Consider the following 14,975-nt stretch of genomic DNA (forward strand, 5'->3'; position numbering starts at 1 on the left):
TTTATTTTTTATGTCTTTTTTGTAATTCTCGAGATAAATCCTCAATACTCAAACCTTTCGATGTAAGCAATACTATTAAGTGGTACAGCATATCTGCAGATTCATAAACCAGCCTTTCGTCAGTGCCGTTACAAGCCTCGATTACCGATTCTATTGCTTCTTCTCCTACTTTCTGAGCCATTCTGTTAACTCCCGATTGGAAAAGAGAGGTCGTATAAGAGCCTTCGGGCATTTCCTGATGACGTTTCTCTATAAATTGTTGGAGATGTTTGAAGAACATTACTTCTTCGCGATTTACTTCTTTAAAGCAAGTGTCATCACCTGTGTGACAAACAGGTCCTACAGGATTTACTTTGATCAAGAGCGTGTCCTGATCGCAATCTTCCTGAATGCTGATAACATTCAAATAATTACCACTTTCTTCACCCTTTGTCCAAAGCCTTTGTTTAGTACGGCTGTAAAAAGTAACCTTACCAAGTTCGTTCGTTTTATCCAAAGCTTCTTGGTTCATATAGCCTAGCATTAAGACTTTATTAGTCTCATTATCTTGTATGATGGCCGGTATTAATCCGCCAACTTTATCAAAATCTAAATTCATAACAGGTTATAGTTATTATATTTGCCAAAGTTATAATAAGGTCTGAGACCTTATCTTACGTTTATACCCTCATTACGAAGATAGTATTTTAAATCTTTAATCGCAATCTCTCCAAAGTGGAAAACGCTGGCTGCCAATGCTGCATCTGCTTTTCCTTCTTTAAAAACATCCGAAAAATGTTGTAGATTACCTGCTCCGCCAGAGGCTATGATAGGAATATTTAGTGATTCGGATAAGCGGCATAAAGCTTCGTTTGCATATCCTTGCTTTACCCCATCGTGATTCATACTTGTAAATAGAATCTCTCCGGCTCCCCTATTCTCTACTTCTTTAGCCCAGGAGAATAGTTCTTTATCTGTCAAATTACGACCTCCACTAGTATAGCACATCCATTCTTTGCCATCAAAACGGGCATCAATAGCACATACACAAACTTGTGAACCGAAATTTTTAGAGATTTCGTCTATTATCATAGGGTTGCGAAGAGCTGTTGAATTGACCGAAACTTTATCAGCTCCGGCACTCAACAATCTATCTACATCCTTTAGTTCGTTTATACCTCCTCCAACAGTAAACGGTATACTGATGTTGAGAGCTATACGTTCTACTAATTCGGTAAAAGTTTTCCGTTCTTCATGAGAGGCGGTTATATCAAGGAAAACCAGTTCATCTGCTCCTTCTTTGCTATATTTTATACCCAACTCAACAGGATCGCCCGCATCTCGCAGGTTGACGAAGTTGATTCCTTTTACTGTGGTTCCATCTTTAATATCCAAACATGGTATTATTCTTTTCGCCAGCATAGTTCCCGAACTGTTATTTATGAATTTTGAATTTCAGCAAGCTCTTTAAGAGTTACCTTGTTTTCATATATAGCTTTACCCATAATTACAGCCGGTATACCTGCTGCATCTAGATCCAGAATATCCTGTTTGCATGATACACCACCGCTGGCAATCAAATATACATCAGGTACCTGATTCATTATTAATTTATATAGGTCTATAGCCGGTCCGCCTAACATTCCGTCTTTAGTAATATCTGTACAAACCACTTTTTGTACACCATATTGCATATAGTTACGGATGTAAGGAACCACATCTAAGCTTGTTGCTTCTTGCCAGCCTGAAACGGCTATATGTCGGTTTTTACTATCGGCTCCTAATATGATTTTATCTCCACCATATTTTTTAATCCAGCTAACAAAGAGCTGTCTGTTTTTTGCAGCCACGCTACCTCCTGTAACCATAGCAGCACCGGATGCAAATGCAATATCTATATCTTGTTCGCTTTGAATACCACCACCAAAATCAATAATAAGTGAAGTATGGGTTGCTATATTTTCCAATACTTTATTATTGATTACATGTTTGGCCTTAGCTCCATCCAGATCTACTAAATGTAGGCGATGAATACCTGCATCTTCAAACATTTTAGCTACCTCCAGAGGATTCTCATTATATATGGTTTTCGCACCGTAATCTCCTTGGGAGAGACGTACGCATTTTCCATCGATAATGTCTATAGCCGGAATTATTTCTATCATAACTTTAAGAAATTGGTTAGTATATGTTCGCCCACGCTACCACTCTTTTCGGGGTGGAATTGTGTAGCATAAAAATTCTGAGTATGAAGTGCTGCACTAAATGGCAATATGTAGTCAGTAGTGGCAGCGGTATTAGAATTGATCGGCACATAATAACTATGAACAAAGTAAACGTACTGATTTTCTAATGTTGTATCGAATAGTGGATTTTTTACATCTGTAATGGTGTTCCAACCCATATGAGGAATTTTATCCTCATGCTTCTGGGGTATAAAACGTTTTACATTGACATCAAAAATACCCAGGCAATCGGCATTTCCTTCTTCGGAATGTTTGCACATCAACTGCATTCCAAGGCAAATGCCTAGTACCGGTTGTTTCAGGTCTTTAATGAGAGTATCCAAACCATTTTCTCTAAGATATTTCATGGTTGTACTAGCTTCTCCTACTCCCGGAAATATAACCTTGTCGGCTTTCCGTATCAGCTCCTTATCGTCTGATACAATGGCATCTACTCCCAATCGCTTCATTGCTGAATCAACGGAGAATATATTACCTGCATTGTATTTTATAATTACTATTCCCATTATATATTAACTCGAAAGTTTTAGACCGGTAATTCCAATGATTATCATTAGGATGAAAATAATTTTCAAAAAGCTTTTTGATTCTTTAAAGAAAAACATGCCGATAAGCACACTGCCTACTGCTCCTATCCCCGACCATACTGCATATCCGGTTCCGATAGGTATTGTCTTTAATGCTAATGATAAAGAATAAAAACTGACTGCCATAAATAAAATGGTCAATAAAGAATATTTGAGTTTCCGAAATCCATCGGATAACTTCATCATTGTCACAAAACCAATTTCGCATGCCCCTCCTATGAAGAGGAATATCCATGAAATCATAATTTCTACTTTTTTAAGGTCTCAGACCTTTTATTGCTTTGTTAATAACCAATCAAAGCTATTATAGTTTATATAAGCTTTATATTATTATATTACTTAGCCTCTTTTTTATCGTCCTTAGCCAGTTTTAGTCCTACAATACCCAATATTAAAAGGGTTAATGAGAATATTTTCAGAAAGCTAGTTCCTTCATTCAGAAAAAGGATGCCTATTATGGCTGTACCTGCCGCCCCTATTCCGGTAAAAACCGCATAAGCTGTACCGATAGGAATAGCGCGCATTGCACGGGCAAAAAGATAGAAACTTACAATCATAAAAAACAGAGTAATTAAACTCCATTTAACATCCGTAAAGCCATGTGCCGCTTTTAAGCCATACGCCCAAACTATCTCAGAAAGTCCGGCTAATATAAGATATAACCAAGCCATATTATTCTTCAGCTAAAAGGTTATCAATAACTTTTACCATTTGCTTAAACTCCTCCGGATCATAAAGGCGAGTCAGCATAACTATTCTGCCATCTTTTCCTATAATCACATTACGAGTAATACCTGCATCTTTCTCAGCATAAAGCTCAAAAATTCCTGCTTTAGGGTCTAATCCTATCGGATAGGTAACCCCTGTTTTCTTAGCAAAAGCGAGTACAGTTTCAGCCGGTTCATCCCTGTCTATTCCATATAATGCAAAATTAGGATTGTCTTTATGTTTTTGCCAGATCTCTGATTCTATAAATGGCATCTCTTTTCGGCATACTCCACACCAACTAGCTGTAAATTGAAGCATTACTACTTTACCTCTAAGAGACGATAGTTTTATCGTTTCAACACCGGGCATTGCCATTTCAAAATCGGGAGCTATATCCCCTACCTTTACTAGGTATTTACGATCGTCATCCTGAGCAAATATGTTCAGAGATACCAAAGTTACGATAAAAGTCAAAAATATAATCTTCATTGTATATGTTTTTTCTTTAAGTAGTTTCTATACTGAAATGCGATTGGCAATGCTGTAAGAGAGCCTAGCATATCTGCTAAAAAGTCGAACCAATCGCCTGCTCGTGGAGGAAAGAAATAATGTTGTAGAATTTCAACAAATCCACCATAGAGTATTGGTAGTAAAAAAGCTGCGATTATTAGCTTTTGAGTATTAACGAGACCTCTTTTTCCGTGTATGTAATTAATTGCAGTTGCTCCCGATAAACCCAAATACATACAAAAATGAACTATTTTGTCCATAGGTATAAAAAATTCAAATGATACTTCGGGGATATCATTGGCAGGAATAAGGCAACACAAATATAGAATTACAAGCGAAATAAAAATCGGTACTATAGAATACCTAATTAGCGAATATGACATAATCTTTTACCTGTTTCGTATACAAAGGTGCTATAAATTATCGACATTTGCATACAATCTGTAACAGTTTTAATCTGAATTAATAGTAATTTTGTTATATAAAAAGTGTGTTTTGGACGTATGCCCTATTTTTGAATTCGAAATTTTAGGCAAAATATAATTTAAGTCTCAGACGTATTTAAGATTTGGCAAGAATAAAAACTGTACCCTTTTACAACTCGAAAGTATATCGTTGCATACTTTCATTTACTTATATGATATGTTATTGGACGAAAATAAAGAGACTTTGAATATCTCTCCCAAATTGCCTTGGTTGGCGGCTATGGCAATGTTTATGCAATCATTAGATGCTACAATATTAAATACTGCTTTACCTACTATTGCAAAAGATTTAAATCATTCTCCATTATCGATGCAAGCCGTCGTAGTGAGTTATGCTTTGACTCTCGCTTTGTTAATACCGGTTAGCGGGTGGTTGTCCGATAAATACGGTACAAAACGAATTTTCAGCATTGCCGTATTTTTATTTACACTGGGATCTTTGGCTTGTGCTTTGTCTACAAGCTATTCATTATTAGTTTATTCGCGTATATTACAAGCGATCGGAGGCTCTATGATGGTGCCCGTTTCGCGTTTGGCTTTACTCTATGCTTATCCCAAAAGCAAACTATTGGGTGTAATGAATTTTGTTACTATGCCGGGATTAGTTGGTCCACTAATAGGGCCTCTTCTTGGTGGATGGATTGTAGATATTTCGACATGGCATTGGATTTTTCTCATCAATATCCCAATAGGAGTTGTGGGGTTGATATTTACTCAATATGTAATGCCAAACTTTACGAGAGGTGGTAAAAACTTTGATATAATCGGATTCTTTCTGTTTTCGGCCGCTCTTATTGCGTTATCCTTATTTCTCGAAATCGGAGAAGGAAGTTCTTTCGAATGGTGGGTAATTCCAAGTATATTATGCTTGGCTATTGCCTTTGGAGGATTATATATACTATATTCGAGAAGGGTAAACTATCCGATTATAAATTTAAATTTATTTTCGATACGAACATTACGGATCGGATTGATGGGCAACTTATTTACCCGATTAGGAATTGGAAGTGTTCCGTTTTTACTCCCTCAAATGTTACAAATTGCTTTTCTGCACACATCTACTGAGTCGGGAATGATTATGATGGTATCTGCTATATCTACTATTATAGCAAAATCGCAAGTGGTTCACTTGGTACACCGATTTGGATACAAAAAGATATTGATTACTAATACTATTATTCTTGGGTTTGTAATCTCAATGTTTGCATTACCGGACAAGGCTACCCCACTCTATTTATTGATACCTATATTGGTAATTTATGGAGCTGTAAATTCGATACAAATGACATCTATGAATACTATTTCACTAGCTGATCTAACGCCTGAGGTTGCAAGTGGCGGAAATAGCCTTTTAGCAATTACACAGCAATTGTCTATGAGTTTCGGTGTTTCGGTGGGAGCTATGATTTTACGAACAACAGAATCAACGACTTGGTTGACGGGTGGAGATATTGAATCTTCTTTCAGGTATACTTTTCTTATATTGGGAGTAATAACTTTACTGGCATCCTTAATATTCAGCCAGTTGAAGTCTGGTGATGGAGAACAAATGTCGGGGCATAAATAGTCTGGATTATTTGTATACGAATTTGCAGTAAAAAAATAAAGGATGAATTACTTTCACCCTTTATTTTACAAATAAGATTTTCTCTAGGATTATTTTTTATTCATTTTCTGAATCTGAACTGGAATTTTTTTTCTTTAGCAACTCTTCTATTTCTGAGTCTTCAATCTTTCTTACATTTGTCAGAAGGAATTGATCATCTACAAAATGCCCCATTTCATTACATTCTTTTATTGCATTTTCGATACAAGTATTTCCGTCCTGACTCAATCCGCAGAAAAGATATATTTTTAGGTAGTTTGTTTTTATTTCAATGCTTTCTACTTCTATATTATGAGTCGTAAATGCAAATTGTAATTCTCTCAAGAGGCTTTCTCTCTGGAATTCATTAAAGTCGGAACGATCCGAGGATGCTATAACCGAGAAATAGCGCAGTTTTCCGTTTTTCCCTCCTAATCCGGTAGATACGAAAAATTGTTTCTCGCCTGACAAATCGGCATCCAATAATATTTTACTTTCAGCCAGAGCCATTGCCGACCAATTGGCTAATTCGGGTTCCAAGGGGCTGCTGTGGTATGTTTCAATAGCTCTAAATGCTGCCACATCAACAATACCTGCTAAGGCTGACAGATAGTAGCGTCTATCTTCCAGATCAAGTTCGGGCGTGAAAAGTTTTGCTATTAGATAGTTGCGGTCGAGACCTGTATTATCTTTATTCGATTGTACGTATTTCGAATATTCGAAGTATTTCATTTGCTCTTCTACGGGTACAATCTCATTCAAAAGGTGCATGTTAGCTTTTAATTCACCTGATGAATCTCTCAACTGATTAAGCATTTTTTCAAATTCTTTCATAAACTAATTTCATTAGGTGATTTAGGTCTCAGACCTGTTTATTTTATAAATATATGTACTTACTCGTATCAAAAACTATACCATCAATTAACCATATTATTTATAACAAATATTCTGTGAAAAAAGATGTGTCGAAAATATCAATTTATGCATAGATTATATTTTTTAGTTACAAATAATACATAAATATAGCATATCAGATTTCAAAAACATAAAAAATGGGATAAAAACAGAGGTGTTCCAAAATTTAAAATAACCTATTAGTCCTTAAAAAGACATCCTTATTTAAAATTATTATAAATAATAAAGGAGTTTATCGGCAAAAATAAGCATCTTTGTATTCCCTAAAATTGATAAAGAAAACATGTTTCTATCTGACCTCAAAACCGGAGAGATTGGTGTTATTGTAAAAGTAAATGGCAGCGGGGCTTTTCGTAAACGAATTCTTGAAATGGGATTCATAAAAGGAAAAGCTATAAAAGTCATACTTAATGCTCCTCTCAAAGATCCGATAAAGTATAAAATAATGGACTATGAGGTTTCGTTGCGAAGAAGCGAAGCCAAATTGATCGAAGTAATATATCCTAAAGATAATAAAGAAAAAAAAGCTCTTGTTGAAGAGAAGTACTCATTTGAGAATAATTATGATTGCGAAGAGTGTGTTCTGAAAAAAGCTCCTAACGGAACTAAACAGATAACCATCGCATTAGTTGGAAATCCCAATGCCGGTAAAACGTCATTGTTTAATATTGCATCAGGAGCGCACGAGCACGTTGGTAACTATGGTGGTGTAACTGTTGATTCTAAGGAAGGAAACTTCAAGCACAGCGGGTACCAAATCAAAATTGTAGACTTGCCCGGTACATATTCTATATCGGCTTATACCCCTGAAGAATTATATGTGCGGAAATTCTTAATAGAAGAAAAGCCGGATGTTGTAATCAATGTTGTTGCAGCTTCTAATTTGGAACGAAATCTATATCTGACAACGGAATTAATAGATATGGAGGTTCCTATGGTCATAGATTTGAATATGTATGACGAGCTTCAAGAAAGTGGTAGTGAATTTGATCATATAAAACTTTCTAAGTTATTAGGTATTCCTATTGTTCCCACAGTTTGTCGCTCGGGAATGGGTATTCCAGCCTTGTTTGATGCAGTAATCAGAGTTTACGAAAATAAAGAACCCGTAGTACGCCGTATTAAAATCTATTACGGACATACTATTGAGAATGCAATCAGTAAAACCAATATCTTACTCGATAAGGAAAAAGGAATAGAACGTATATTCCCTACTCGTTACCTATCTATTAAGTTATTAGAGAAAGATGCTGAAGTTACCAAATATGTAAAACATGCATATCAATCGGCCGAAAATATACTGCAAGTAACTGCTGATGAAATAAAAGATATAGAAAGTACTCTTCAAGAAGATACCGAATCTGCAATAACTAATGCCCGCTATGGCTTTGTAGCCGGAGGATTAAAAGAAACATTCAAAGAGAAGCTGAAAGAATCGGATGCCACACGTGTGATTGATGCTATTGTAACCAATAAGTATCTAGGTTTCCCGTTGTTCTTTATCTTTATGTGGATTATGTTTGAATGTACATTCCGTTTGGGTGATTATCCGATGGGGTGGATTGAATCCGCTGTGGAATGGATAGGCAATATAGTGCGTAGTTATATGCCCGATGGTATACTTAAAGACCTTATAGTTGATGGTATTATTGGAGGTGTAGGTGGCGTAATTGTATTCCTTCCAAACATTGTGATCTTATATGCTTTCATTTCATTTATGGAAGATTCGGGCTATATGTCTCGTGCAGCATTTATAATGGATAAGGTAATGCATAAGATGGGATTGCATGGTAAATCTTTTATTCCACTGATTATGGGATTTGGATGTAACGTCCCTGCAATACTAGCAACACGTACTATCGAAAGCCGTAATAGTCGTATGATAACCATGCTTATCAACCCATTTATGTCATGTAGTGCCCGTTTGCCGGTGTATCTGCTTTTTGTGGGAGTGTTTTTTAAAGCCAATGCAGGATTAGCGCTATTTAGTCTATATATAATAGGAATACTATTAGCTGTAATTTCCGCCCGATTGTTTAAACGTTTCTTATTTGCGGGTGAAGATGCTCCTTTTGTAATGGAATTACCTCCTTATCGTATGCCTACCCTTAAATCGGTATGCAGACATATGTGGGATAAATCGAGACAATATCTCAGAAAGATGGGGGGAGTTATTCTTATAGCCTCTATTCTTATCTGGTTTTTAGGATATTTCCCTCAGGATAGTATCGAAAACCAACAAATCGATACTCAGATCGGACAAATTGATGAAAGCTTCTCTAGTGGCTTACTTACTGAGGAAGAAAGAAACGAACAAGTTGATGAGCAAGAAGCTTTAAGAACTACCGATCATACGGAATATTCATATATAGGACGTCTTGGGAAGTTTATAGAACCTGTGATGCGTCCTTTAGGTTTTGATTGGAGAATTAGTGTAAGTTTACTAACAGGAAGTGCAGCAAAAGAGGTTGTTGTGAGTACATTGGCAGTATTATATACAGGCAATGCAGAAGAAGATCAGTCGTCGCTGCAAGAACGTTTGTTGAGTAGTACAAATCCCGATGGTACACCAACTTTTACTCCATTGGTGGTCATTAGTTTACTTCTGTTTGTATTGATCTATTTCCCTTGTGTGGCTACAATTGCTGCAATAAAAGAGGAAGCAGGATCTTGGAAATGGGGACTTTTTAGTGTGGTCTACACTACCCTACTAGCTTGGTTAGTTGCATTTGCTGTATTTCAAATAGGAAGTTTATTTTTGTGAATAATTTGAACGTTATATAGCAGATATCTGTTTATAAATAAACAATCAATTGTATGTTGTAATAAAATTGAAAAATGATGATACAAGAGATAATTGTAACAATAATAGGATTAGCGGTTGCTGCAATTTTAGGATATAAGGTCTATTCTTTTTTCTTTATAAAAGAGAAATCGGGAGGAGCCTGTGGATGTTCGAGTTGCCATTGTAATGTGGAGAAAAAATTTAAATAACTCCTGCAAAGCTTGTATATTCCGAGAATATTCTATATTTTTGAATTAGTAATTAAGATCAATTAGAAGGAGAGCCTTCTTTAAAATATTGAGTCGTACTGGTCGATTGGGAAACTCATCAATTACATACGAATTCCGAGACAAGCTTCTCTATTCTAATGGCGGGTCACATCCTTCGGGATTGCTTAGGCGCAGTGAATTACAAAGGGATGGAGGCACTCAAATCCTGTTTAACGGAGTTTCGTCTTTATCCATCGGTACGGCTCTCTCATACTAAAAGGTAGATCATCTATATGATCTGCCTTTTCTAGTTGAAAAAATAACTGAAATATTGTTTTAAACACACTCGTAATGAATATTAGCATTAGAAAATCCACAGAGAAAGACATTCCTGTGATACTTAGTATGATTAAAGAATTTGCTACTTACTTGGGTAAAGCAGACAAAGTGAAAATAAGTATAGAGGATCTAACAAAGGAAAAAGATCGTTATCACTGTTATTTAGCGGAAAATGAAAAAGGTGATCCTGTTGGATATGCTTTTTATTTTTATACTTACCATACATGGACGGGAAAAGCTATTTATCTCGATGATTTATATGTAAAAGAGAAATACAGAAGATTTTCGGTTGGAACAATGCTAGCTTGTGCTTTAATTGATTTGGCAAGACAAACTAATTGTAAATCGCTTCGATGGCAAGTTTTAGATTGGAACAAGGAAGCTATTTCATTTTATAAGAAACTGGGGGCAACTGTAGGTGATGATAATTTGAATTGTTATTACGAAATCAAATAAAGAAACGGCTATATGAAAATAGAGGATTCTTTGAAGCAGACTTACATATCCATGTTACGTGGGATTAATGTGGGTGGGCATCGAAAAGTAAAGATGGATGACTTGAAAGACCTCTATGAAAATCTGCAACTTGAAAACGTGACGACATATATCCAGAGTGGCAATGTTGTTTTTCAATCTAATATACAAAGCTGTAAAGTACTTGCCGATTTAATTTCGGAGCAAATACTTCAACAATTTCAACTGGATGTGCCTGTTATTGTCAAAAATATAGAGGAGCTTAATGATGTGCATGAAAGTAACCCTTTTGTGGCACAGAATAGAGATGTAGAAAAGCTTTATGTGATTTTCTTATCAGAGAATGTAACTGGGACTGTCGTTGAAGAAATCAATAAGTATTCAGGTGATGACTTATTTATTATTTATAAATCAGTTATCTACTTGTTTTGCACCAACGGGTATGGCAAAACAAAGCTGACAAATACCTTCTTCGAAAAGAAATTAAAAATTATAGCTACCACTCGAGGATGGACAACGGTGTCTAAACTCCGAGAGATAGCTAAAAGTTCGATAAGTGAGTAATAACAAATTCTATAAATAGTTGTTATTACTTATTTTCTGCTTTATCTGAAAGGATTTTACTGATTATTTGTATAAGATCCTCTGTACTTGTTTTCTTGGTGTTTATGGCTATACTGCCCTTATTGTAAGGCTGGTATTTATCAATATCACTAATTGAAAACAATCCGACTGTGGGGGTGTCAACAGAACTTGCCAAGTGCATAATACCACTATCAGCACCTATAAACAATTCTGTGTTTGCTATTACTGAGCCAATTTCACGGATATCCTTACTATAATATGAGGGAGCTTTAAATCCTATCTGAGAAACATTCTCAACAGGCAAAACTTCCAATATGTTATAAGTTTCTCCATATTCAGCCTTTAGTCTGTCATATACAGGCTCCCACCAAGATTGAGGGTAGCATTTACTGCCCGTTGCAAACGTATATATAGCTATTGTCTTTTTTGTGTTGCTGACAATATTATCTAAAACGTTTTTGCCATTGGTTATTTCTGAAGGACTTAATTTTAGATCTAAAGAAAAAACAGGGTTGTTGTTCTCTTTGATTCCAAATTGAGTTAAGTATCTCCTCAAGTTATAAACCGGGAATTTAGCAATATGAATATAATCGGGGTATTTTGCTTGGAGTTCTTTACTGTCCTCATTGAAAAACTTGACTTTTGAACGGGTAAGCTGAGTAGAAAGTCTTCCTGATGAAGAACTCATACTCACATTAATAACCAAGTCATAACGGTATTTTCTTAACGAGAACCAAACTTTAATGTACCCTATTAATTCTTTGAATGGTTTTCGGGGTAGTTTAATTGTACGATCAACATTGTTGTAGTTTTCAAACAAAATAGGTGCTAGAAATCCTCTGACAAACAGATCGATTTTACATTCGGGAAATGTTTCGACGAGTTCTTGTACTAAAGGTGTTATTAACAGTTGATTGCCTAATCGACTGTTAGGTCTGCAAATTAAAACTCTTTTTACCTGAAGAGGATTATTGGAGTAATCTTTCTTGCTAATGGTCGATTTACCAATATTACTGGCCAATCCCTGCATTATAACCCTTCTTATCTGGTTTACTTTACTACTGAAACTCATTTCGATATTTTATTTATTGCTACATTCCTTGAGTATAATACTCACATTGTAAAAATAGAATTTTTTCAGGTATTATTTGATTCTTTTGGTTATTTATTTTAGGTGGGTATTTTTACAACAAAATAATTTTATTCAAGGGATATTAAATATAATATGATATTTTTGCAAATGGTCGATAATTAAAACTTATTAAATATTAATCTAATACTATGAGTGAGCCAAAACGTATTGATGTAGCCGATGTACTGCGTGGTTTTGCTATTATGGGAATATTCCTTATTCATACCATTGAGCATTTCAATTTCTATTCGTTCCCTGAAGTAGAAAACGAATGGCTGAAATTTACAGATAAAGCTATTTGGGATTCTGTCTTTTTTGTTTTTTCGGGTAAAGCATACGGAATATTTGCTTTATTATTTGGATTCAGTTTTTTCATTCAGGATAATAACCGAATGCAAAAAGGTTCGGATTTTAGACCTCGATTTGCATGGAGGCTTGTTCTTTTATTTCTCTGGGGGAATATTAATGCAATGTTCTTTACCGGCGAAATATTGGTTTTCTTCTCTATCATGGGATTTGTTTTGCTTTTTGTTTGCCGCTTATCAAATAAAGTTGTTTTTATAATTGCAACAATCCTGATGTTACAGCCATTTGAGTGGTATAAGCTTATTTCTGCTTTAATGAATCCTGAGTATGTAGCAGGAGAAAGTATGGTGGGCTATTATTTCGGAGAAGCATACAAAGTACAGATGAACGGAACGTTTTTAGAAACAGTGAAAATGAATCTTGGAGTGGGACAAATGGCTAACTTTTCATATGCATGGGAATATGGTCGTGTTTTTCAAACCGCATCCTTATTCATGTTTGGTATGTTGGTTGGTCGTACGGGTTTATTTTTGAATACGGAGGATAATCTTAAATTCTGGAAAAAAGCATTCGTTATATCTATATTGTGCTTTTTCCCTTTGAGTGGTTTAGTAAATCTGATCCCTCAATTTATAGAAAAAGGACCTGTACTTAGCTCTCTTAAAATAATACTTAATCCTCTGGCGAATCTCATGTTTATGGTTTTCATAGTTTCGTTAATTATTAATCTTTATTATACTACCAAGTTTCATACAATATTGGGCAAATTAGCTCCATACGGTATGATGAGCCTTACTGCATATGTTACTCAGTCGATAGTTGGTTCTTTCTTATTCTATAATTGGGGGCTAGGGTTGCACGACAAGTTATCTATAACCTTTTCATTCCTTTTAGGGATAGTTTTATTCTTATTACAATACAGTTTTGCCTGCTGGTGGATGAAACGTCATAAACATGGTCCTTTAGAGTATATTTGGAGAAAGGCTACATGGATTGGCGCAAAGAATTGAGATATGTTTATTGCTTTAGTAAGCACAAAAGCAATAGTCTTTTATAATCTAAAAGCGCATTCTTAAATACTTTCACTTACTTATATCAGTGTCGTGAATTAATTTTGTACTTTTGTGCAAAATTAATTCACGATGAATAATTGAACGATTATTCTCAAAACCTGAGACTATAAATGGATGTTTCTTCTCAGAGCCCCTATATGCTGTTTAGTCGTGACAAATGGGCTGCACTACGACAATCTGAGCCAATGACTCTTACACAAGAAGAGTTGGAGAAATTAAAGGGAATAAATGAAGAGCTTTCTATAGAAGAAGTTCAGGATATATATCTGCCTTTAACCCGATTGTTGAGTTATTATGTAAATGCAACTAAAACACGCCAAGCTGCGACAATGGAGTTTCTGAACGAAAAAGCTCTTAAAATACCTTTTATAATAGGTGTTGCGGGAAGCGTATCAGTCGGAAAAAGTACCACTGCTCGGGTTTTACAGGCATTGATGAGCAGATGGAAAGAAAACTCTAAGGTTGCTCTTATCACTACAGATGGTTTTCTTTATCCGAATGCAATATTGGAAGAAAAGGGATTAATGCTAAAAAAAGGATTTCCTCAATCTTATGATATACATAAACTACTTGAGTTTGTAAGTGATATAAAATCAGGGAAAGAAGAGGTGAAAGCCCCTAAATATTCGCATCTTATTTATGATGTAGTACCTAATGAATATGAGATCATAAAACAGCCTGATATCTTAATAATTGAAGGTCTGAATGTTTTACAAAGTGGCATGGATTACCCTAAAAGTAAACCTCGTGTTTTTCTTTCCGATTATCTCAATTTTTCGATCTATGTAGATGCTGAAGAGGATATGCTTGAACATTGGTATATTTCGCGTTTCATGAAGTTTAGAAATGGTGCATTTACCGATCCTCAGTCTTATTTTTATAACTTTACCCAACTGGCGGAATCTAACGCCATTAATATGGCTAAAGGAATCTGGCGAGAAATAAACAGGAAAAACTTACGTAAGAATATACTTCCGACTCGTGAACGTGCCAGTCTTATTTTACATAAAAGTGAAGACCATAGGGTCGATTATGTTCGGTTAAGAAAATAAGGCCT

Annotated in this window: 18 protein-coding genes; 8 read left to right on the plus strand and 10 right to left on the minus strand. The window is 35.4% G+C overall.

Annotation, left to right across the window (positions count from 1 at the left end):
• Position 1: 1 nt before the first annotated feature.
• The 8 genes from hisIE to CLV62_RS09480 form a co-directional block, all read right to left on the minus strand.
• Entirely contained in the window at positions 2 to 598 is a 597-nt protein-coding gene (gene hisIE / locus CLV62_RS09445; RefSeq protein ID WP_110310536.1) for a bifunctional phosphoribosyl-AMP cyclohydrolase/phosphoribosyl-ATP diphosphatase HisIE, read from the minus strand.
• Between the two features lie 50 nt (positions 599 to 648).
• On the minus strand, positions 649 to 1,401 hold the full coding sequence (gene hisF / locus CLV62_RS09450) for an imidazole glycerol phosphate synthase subunit HisF (protein ID WP_110310537.1): 753 nt from the start codon (positions 1,399 to 1,401) through the stop codon (positions 649 to 651).
• 17 nt (positions 1,402 to 1,418) lie between these two features.
• Positions 1,419 to 2,144 (minus strand): 1-(5-phosphoribosyl)-5-[(5-phosphoribosylamino)methylideneamino]imidazole-4-carboxamide isomerase, encoded by a 726-nt coding sequence (hisA, locus tag CLV62_RS09455; protein ID WP_050709622.1) that lies wholly within the window; start codon positions 2,142 to 2,144, stop codon positions 1,419 to 1,421.
• Positions 2,141 to 2,731, minus strand: coding sequence for an imidazole glycerol phosphate synthase subunit HisH (gene hisH / locus CLV62_RS09460; RefSeq protein WP_110310538.1), 591 nt, complete (start codon positions 2,729 to 2,731; stop codon positions 2,141 to 2,143). The genes hisA and hisH overlap by 4 nt, the downstream gene beginning before the upstream one ends.
• A gap of 6 nt (positions 2,732 to 2,737) precedes the next feature.
• The gene (locus CLV62_RS09465) at positions 2,738 to 3,055 is read right to left on the minus strand and encodes a DMT family transporter (protein WP_317048080.1); all 318 of its coding nucleotides are present in this window, start codon (positions 3,053 to 3,055) and stop codon (positions 2,738 to 2,740) included.
• A gap of 92 nt (positions 3,056 to 3,147) precedes the next feature.
• A complete protein-coding gene (locus tag CLV62_RS09470; RefSeq protein ID WP_110310539.1) occupies positions 3,148 to 3,483 on the minus strand; it encodes a DMT family transporter in 336 nt (111 codons plus the stop codon).
• 1 nt (position 3,484) lies between these two features.
• The gene (locus CLV62_RS09475; RefSeq protein WP_110310540.1) at positions 3,485 to 4,009 is read right to left on the minus strand and encodes a TlpA family protein disulfide reductase; all 525 of its coding nucleotides are present in this window, start codon (positions 4,007 to 4,009) and stop codon (positions 3,485 to 3,487) included.
• On the minus strand, positions 4,006 to 4,413 hold the full coding sequence (locus CLV62_RS09480) for a VanZ family protein (protein WP_110310541.1): 408 nt from the start codon (positions 4,411 to 4,413) through the stop codon (positions 4,006 to 4,008). The genes CLV62_RS09475 and CLV62_RS09480 overlap by 4 nt, the downstream gene beginning before the upstream one ends.
• A 259-nt stretch (positions 4,414 to 4,672) precedes the next feature.
• Between CLV62_RS09480 and CLV62_RS09485 the strand changes: the two genes are divergently transcribed.
• On the plus strand, positions 4,673 to 6,082 hold the full coding sequence (locus CLV62_RS09485; protein WP_110310542.1) for a DHA2 family efflux MFS transporter permease subunit: 1,410 nt from the start codon (positions 4,673 to 4,675) through the stop codon (positions 6,080 to 6,082).
• A 96-nt stretch (positions 6,083 to 6,178) separates the two neighbouring features.
• Here CLV62_RS09485 and CLV62_RS09490 read toward each other — a convergent pair whose 3' ends face one another.
• Positions 6,179 to 6,934, minus strand: coding sequence for a hypothetical protein (locus CLV62_RS09490; protein ID WP_110310543.1), 756 nt, complete (start codon positions 6,932 to 6,934; stop codon positions 6,179 to 6,181).
• Positions 6,935 to 7,298: 364 nt separating this feature from the next.
• On the opposite strand from CLV62_RS09490, the gene feoB reads away from it, so the two are divergent.
• The 5 genes from feoB to CLV62_RS09510 all read left to right on the plus strand — a co-directional run bounded on the left by feoB (position 7,299) and on the right by CLV62_RS09510 (position 11,386).
• Positions 7,299 to 9,779, plus strand: coding sequence for a ferrous iron transport protein B (gene feoB / locus CLV62_RS09495; RefSeq protein ID WP_110310544.1), 2,481 nt, complete (start codon positions 7,299 to 7,301; stop codon positions 9,777 to 9,779).
• Between the two features lie 74 nt (positions 9,780 to 9,853).
• Positions 9,854 to 10,009, plus strand: a complete 156-nt coding sequence (locus CLV62_RS09500) for a FeoB-associated Cys-rich membrane protein (protein WP_245904066.1) — start codon at positions 9,854 to 9,856, stop codon at positions 10,007 to 10,009.
• An 88-nt stretch (positions 10,010 to 10,097) separates the two neighbouring features.
• Positions 10,098 to 10,286, plus strand: coding sequence for a hypothetical protein (locus CLV62_RS21500; RefSeq protein ID WP_146212723.1), 189 nt, complete (start codon positions 10,098 to 10,100; stop codon positions 10,284 to 10,286).
• Between the two features lie 74 nt (positions 10,287 to 10,360).
• The gene (locus tag CLV62_RS09505; protein ID WP_110310545.1) at positions 10,361 to 10,804 is read left to right on the plus strand and encodes a GNAT family N-acetyltransferase; all 444 of its coding nucleotides are present in this window, start codon (positions 10,361 to 10,363) and stop codon (positions 10,802 to 10,804) included.
• 12 nt (positions 10,805 to 10,816) lie between these two features.
• Complete coding sequence (locus CLV62_RS09510) at positions 10,817 to 11,386, plus strand: DUF1697 domain-containing protein (RefSeq protein ID WP_110310546.1); 570 nt, start codon at positions 10,817 to 10,819, stop codon at positions 11,384 to 11,386.
• Positions 11,387 to 11,411: 25 nt separating this feature from the next.
• Here CLV62_RS09510 and CLV62_RS09515 read toward each other — a convergent pair whose 3' ends face one another.
• Positions 11,412 to 12,479 carry a glycosyltransferase family 9 protein gene (locus CLV62_RS09515; protein ID WP_110310547.1) on the minus strand — a complete coding sequence of 356 codons (1,068 nt, stop codon included), beginning with the start codon at positions 12,477 to 12,479 and terminating at the stop codon, positions 11,412 to 11,414.
• Between the two features lie 209 nt (positions 12,480 to 12,688).
• Here CLV62_RS09515 and CLV62_RS09520 point away from each other — a divergent pair, with 209 nt between their 5' ends.
• Positions 12,689 to 13,855 carry a DUF418 domain-containing protein gene (locus CLV62_RS09520; RefSeq protein ID WP_110310548.1) on the plus strand — a complete coding sequence of 389 codons (1,167 nt, stop codon included), beginning with the start codon at positions 12,689 to 12,691 and terminating at the stop codon, positions 13,853 to 13,855.
• A gap of 173 nt (positions 13,856 to 14,028) precedes the next feature.
• Positions 14,029 to 14,970: a type I pantothenate kinase gene (coaA, locus tag CLV62_RS09525; RefSeq protein WP_110310549.1), complete on the plus strand. Its 942-nt coding sequence runs from the start codon at positions 14,029 to 14,031 to the stop codon at positions 14,968 to 14,970.
• The last annotated feature ends 5 nt before the right edge of the window (positions 14,971 to 14,975 follow it).

The sequence above is a fragment of the Indolivaga alginatilytica genome (genome assembly GCF_003201355.1).
In the GTDB taxonomy this organism is placed as follows: domain Bacteria; phylum Bacteroidota; class Bacteroidia; order Bacteroidales; family Dysgonomonadaceae; genus Dysgonomonas_A; species Dysgonomonas_A alginatilytica.

Bases quoted from the DNA above. Each gene is read 5' to 3' on its own strand.
- CLV62_RS09490 (WP_110310543.1), bottom strand. From the start codon at position 6,934: ATGAAAGAATTTGAAAAAATGCTTAATCAGTTGAGAGATTCATCAGGT.
- CLV62_RS09470 (WP_110310539.1), bottom strand. From the start codon at position 3,483: ATGGCTTGGTTATATCTTATATTAGCCGGACTTTCTGAGATAGTTTGG.
- feoB (WP_110310544.1), top strand. From the start codon at position 7,299: ATGTTTCTATCTGACCTCAAAACCGGAGAGATTGGTGTTATTGTAAAA.
- CLV62_RS09485 (WP_110310542.1), top strand. From the start codon at position 4,673: ATGTTATTGGACGAAAATAAAGAGACTTTGAATATCTCTCCCAAATTG.
- coaA (WP_110310549.1), top strand. From the start codon at position 14,029: ATGGATGTTTCTTCTCAGAGCCCCTATATGCTGTTTAGTCGTGACAAA.
- CLV62_RS09515 (WP_110310547.1), bottom strand. From the start codon at position 12,479: ATGAGTTTCAGTAGTAAAGTAAACCAGATAAGAAGGGTTATAATGCAG.
- CLV62_RS09480 (WP_110310541.1), bottom strand. From the start codon at position 4,413: ATGTCATATTCGCTAATTAGGTATTCTATAGTACCGATTTTTATTTCG.
- hisA (WP_050709622.1), bottom strand. From the start codon at position 2,144: ATGATAGAAATAATTCCGGCTATAGACATTATCGATGGAAAATGCGTA.
- hisH (WP_110310538.1), bottom strand. From the start codon at position 2,731: ATGGGAATAGTAATTATAAAATACAATGCAGGTAATATATTCTCCGTT.
- CLV62_RS09475 (WP_110310540.1), bottom strand. From the start codon at position 4,009: ATGAAGATTATATTTTTGACTTTTATCGTAACTTTGGTATCTCTGAAC.
- CLV62_RS09500 (WP_245904066.1), top strand. From the start codon at position 9,854: ATGATGATACAAGAGATAATTGTAACAATAATAGGATTAGCGGTTGCT.
- CLV62_RS09510 (WP_110310546.1), top strand. From the start codon at position 10,817: ATGAAAATAGAGGATTCTTTGAAGCAGACTTACATATCCATGTTACGT.
- hisF (WP_110310537.1), bottom strand. From the start codon at position 1,401: ATGCTGGCGAAAAGAATAATACCATGTTTGGATATTAAAGATGGAACC.
- CLV62_RS09465 (WP_317048080.1), bottom strand. From the start codon at position 3,055: ATGATTTCATGGATATTCCTCTTCATAGGAGGGGCATGCGAAATTGGT.
- CLV62_RS09505 (WP_110310545.1), top strand. From the start codon at position 10,361: ATGAATATTAGCATTAGAAAATCCACAGAGAAAGACATTCCTGTGATA.
- hisIE (WP_110310536.1), bottom strand. From the start codon at position 598: ATGAATTTAGATTTTGATAAAGTTGGCGGATTAATACCGGCCATCATA.
- CLV62_RS09520 (WP_110310548.1), top strand. From the start codon at position 12,689: ATGAGTGAGCCAAAACGTATTGATGTAGCCGATGTACTGCGTGGTTTT.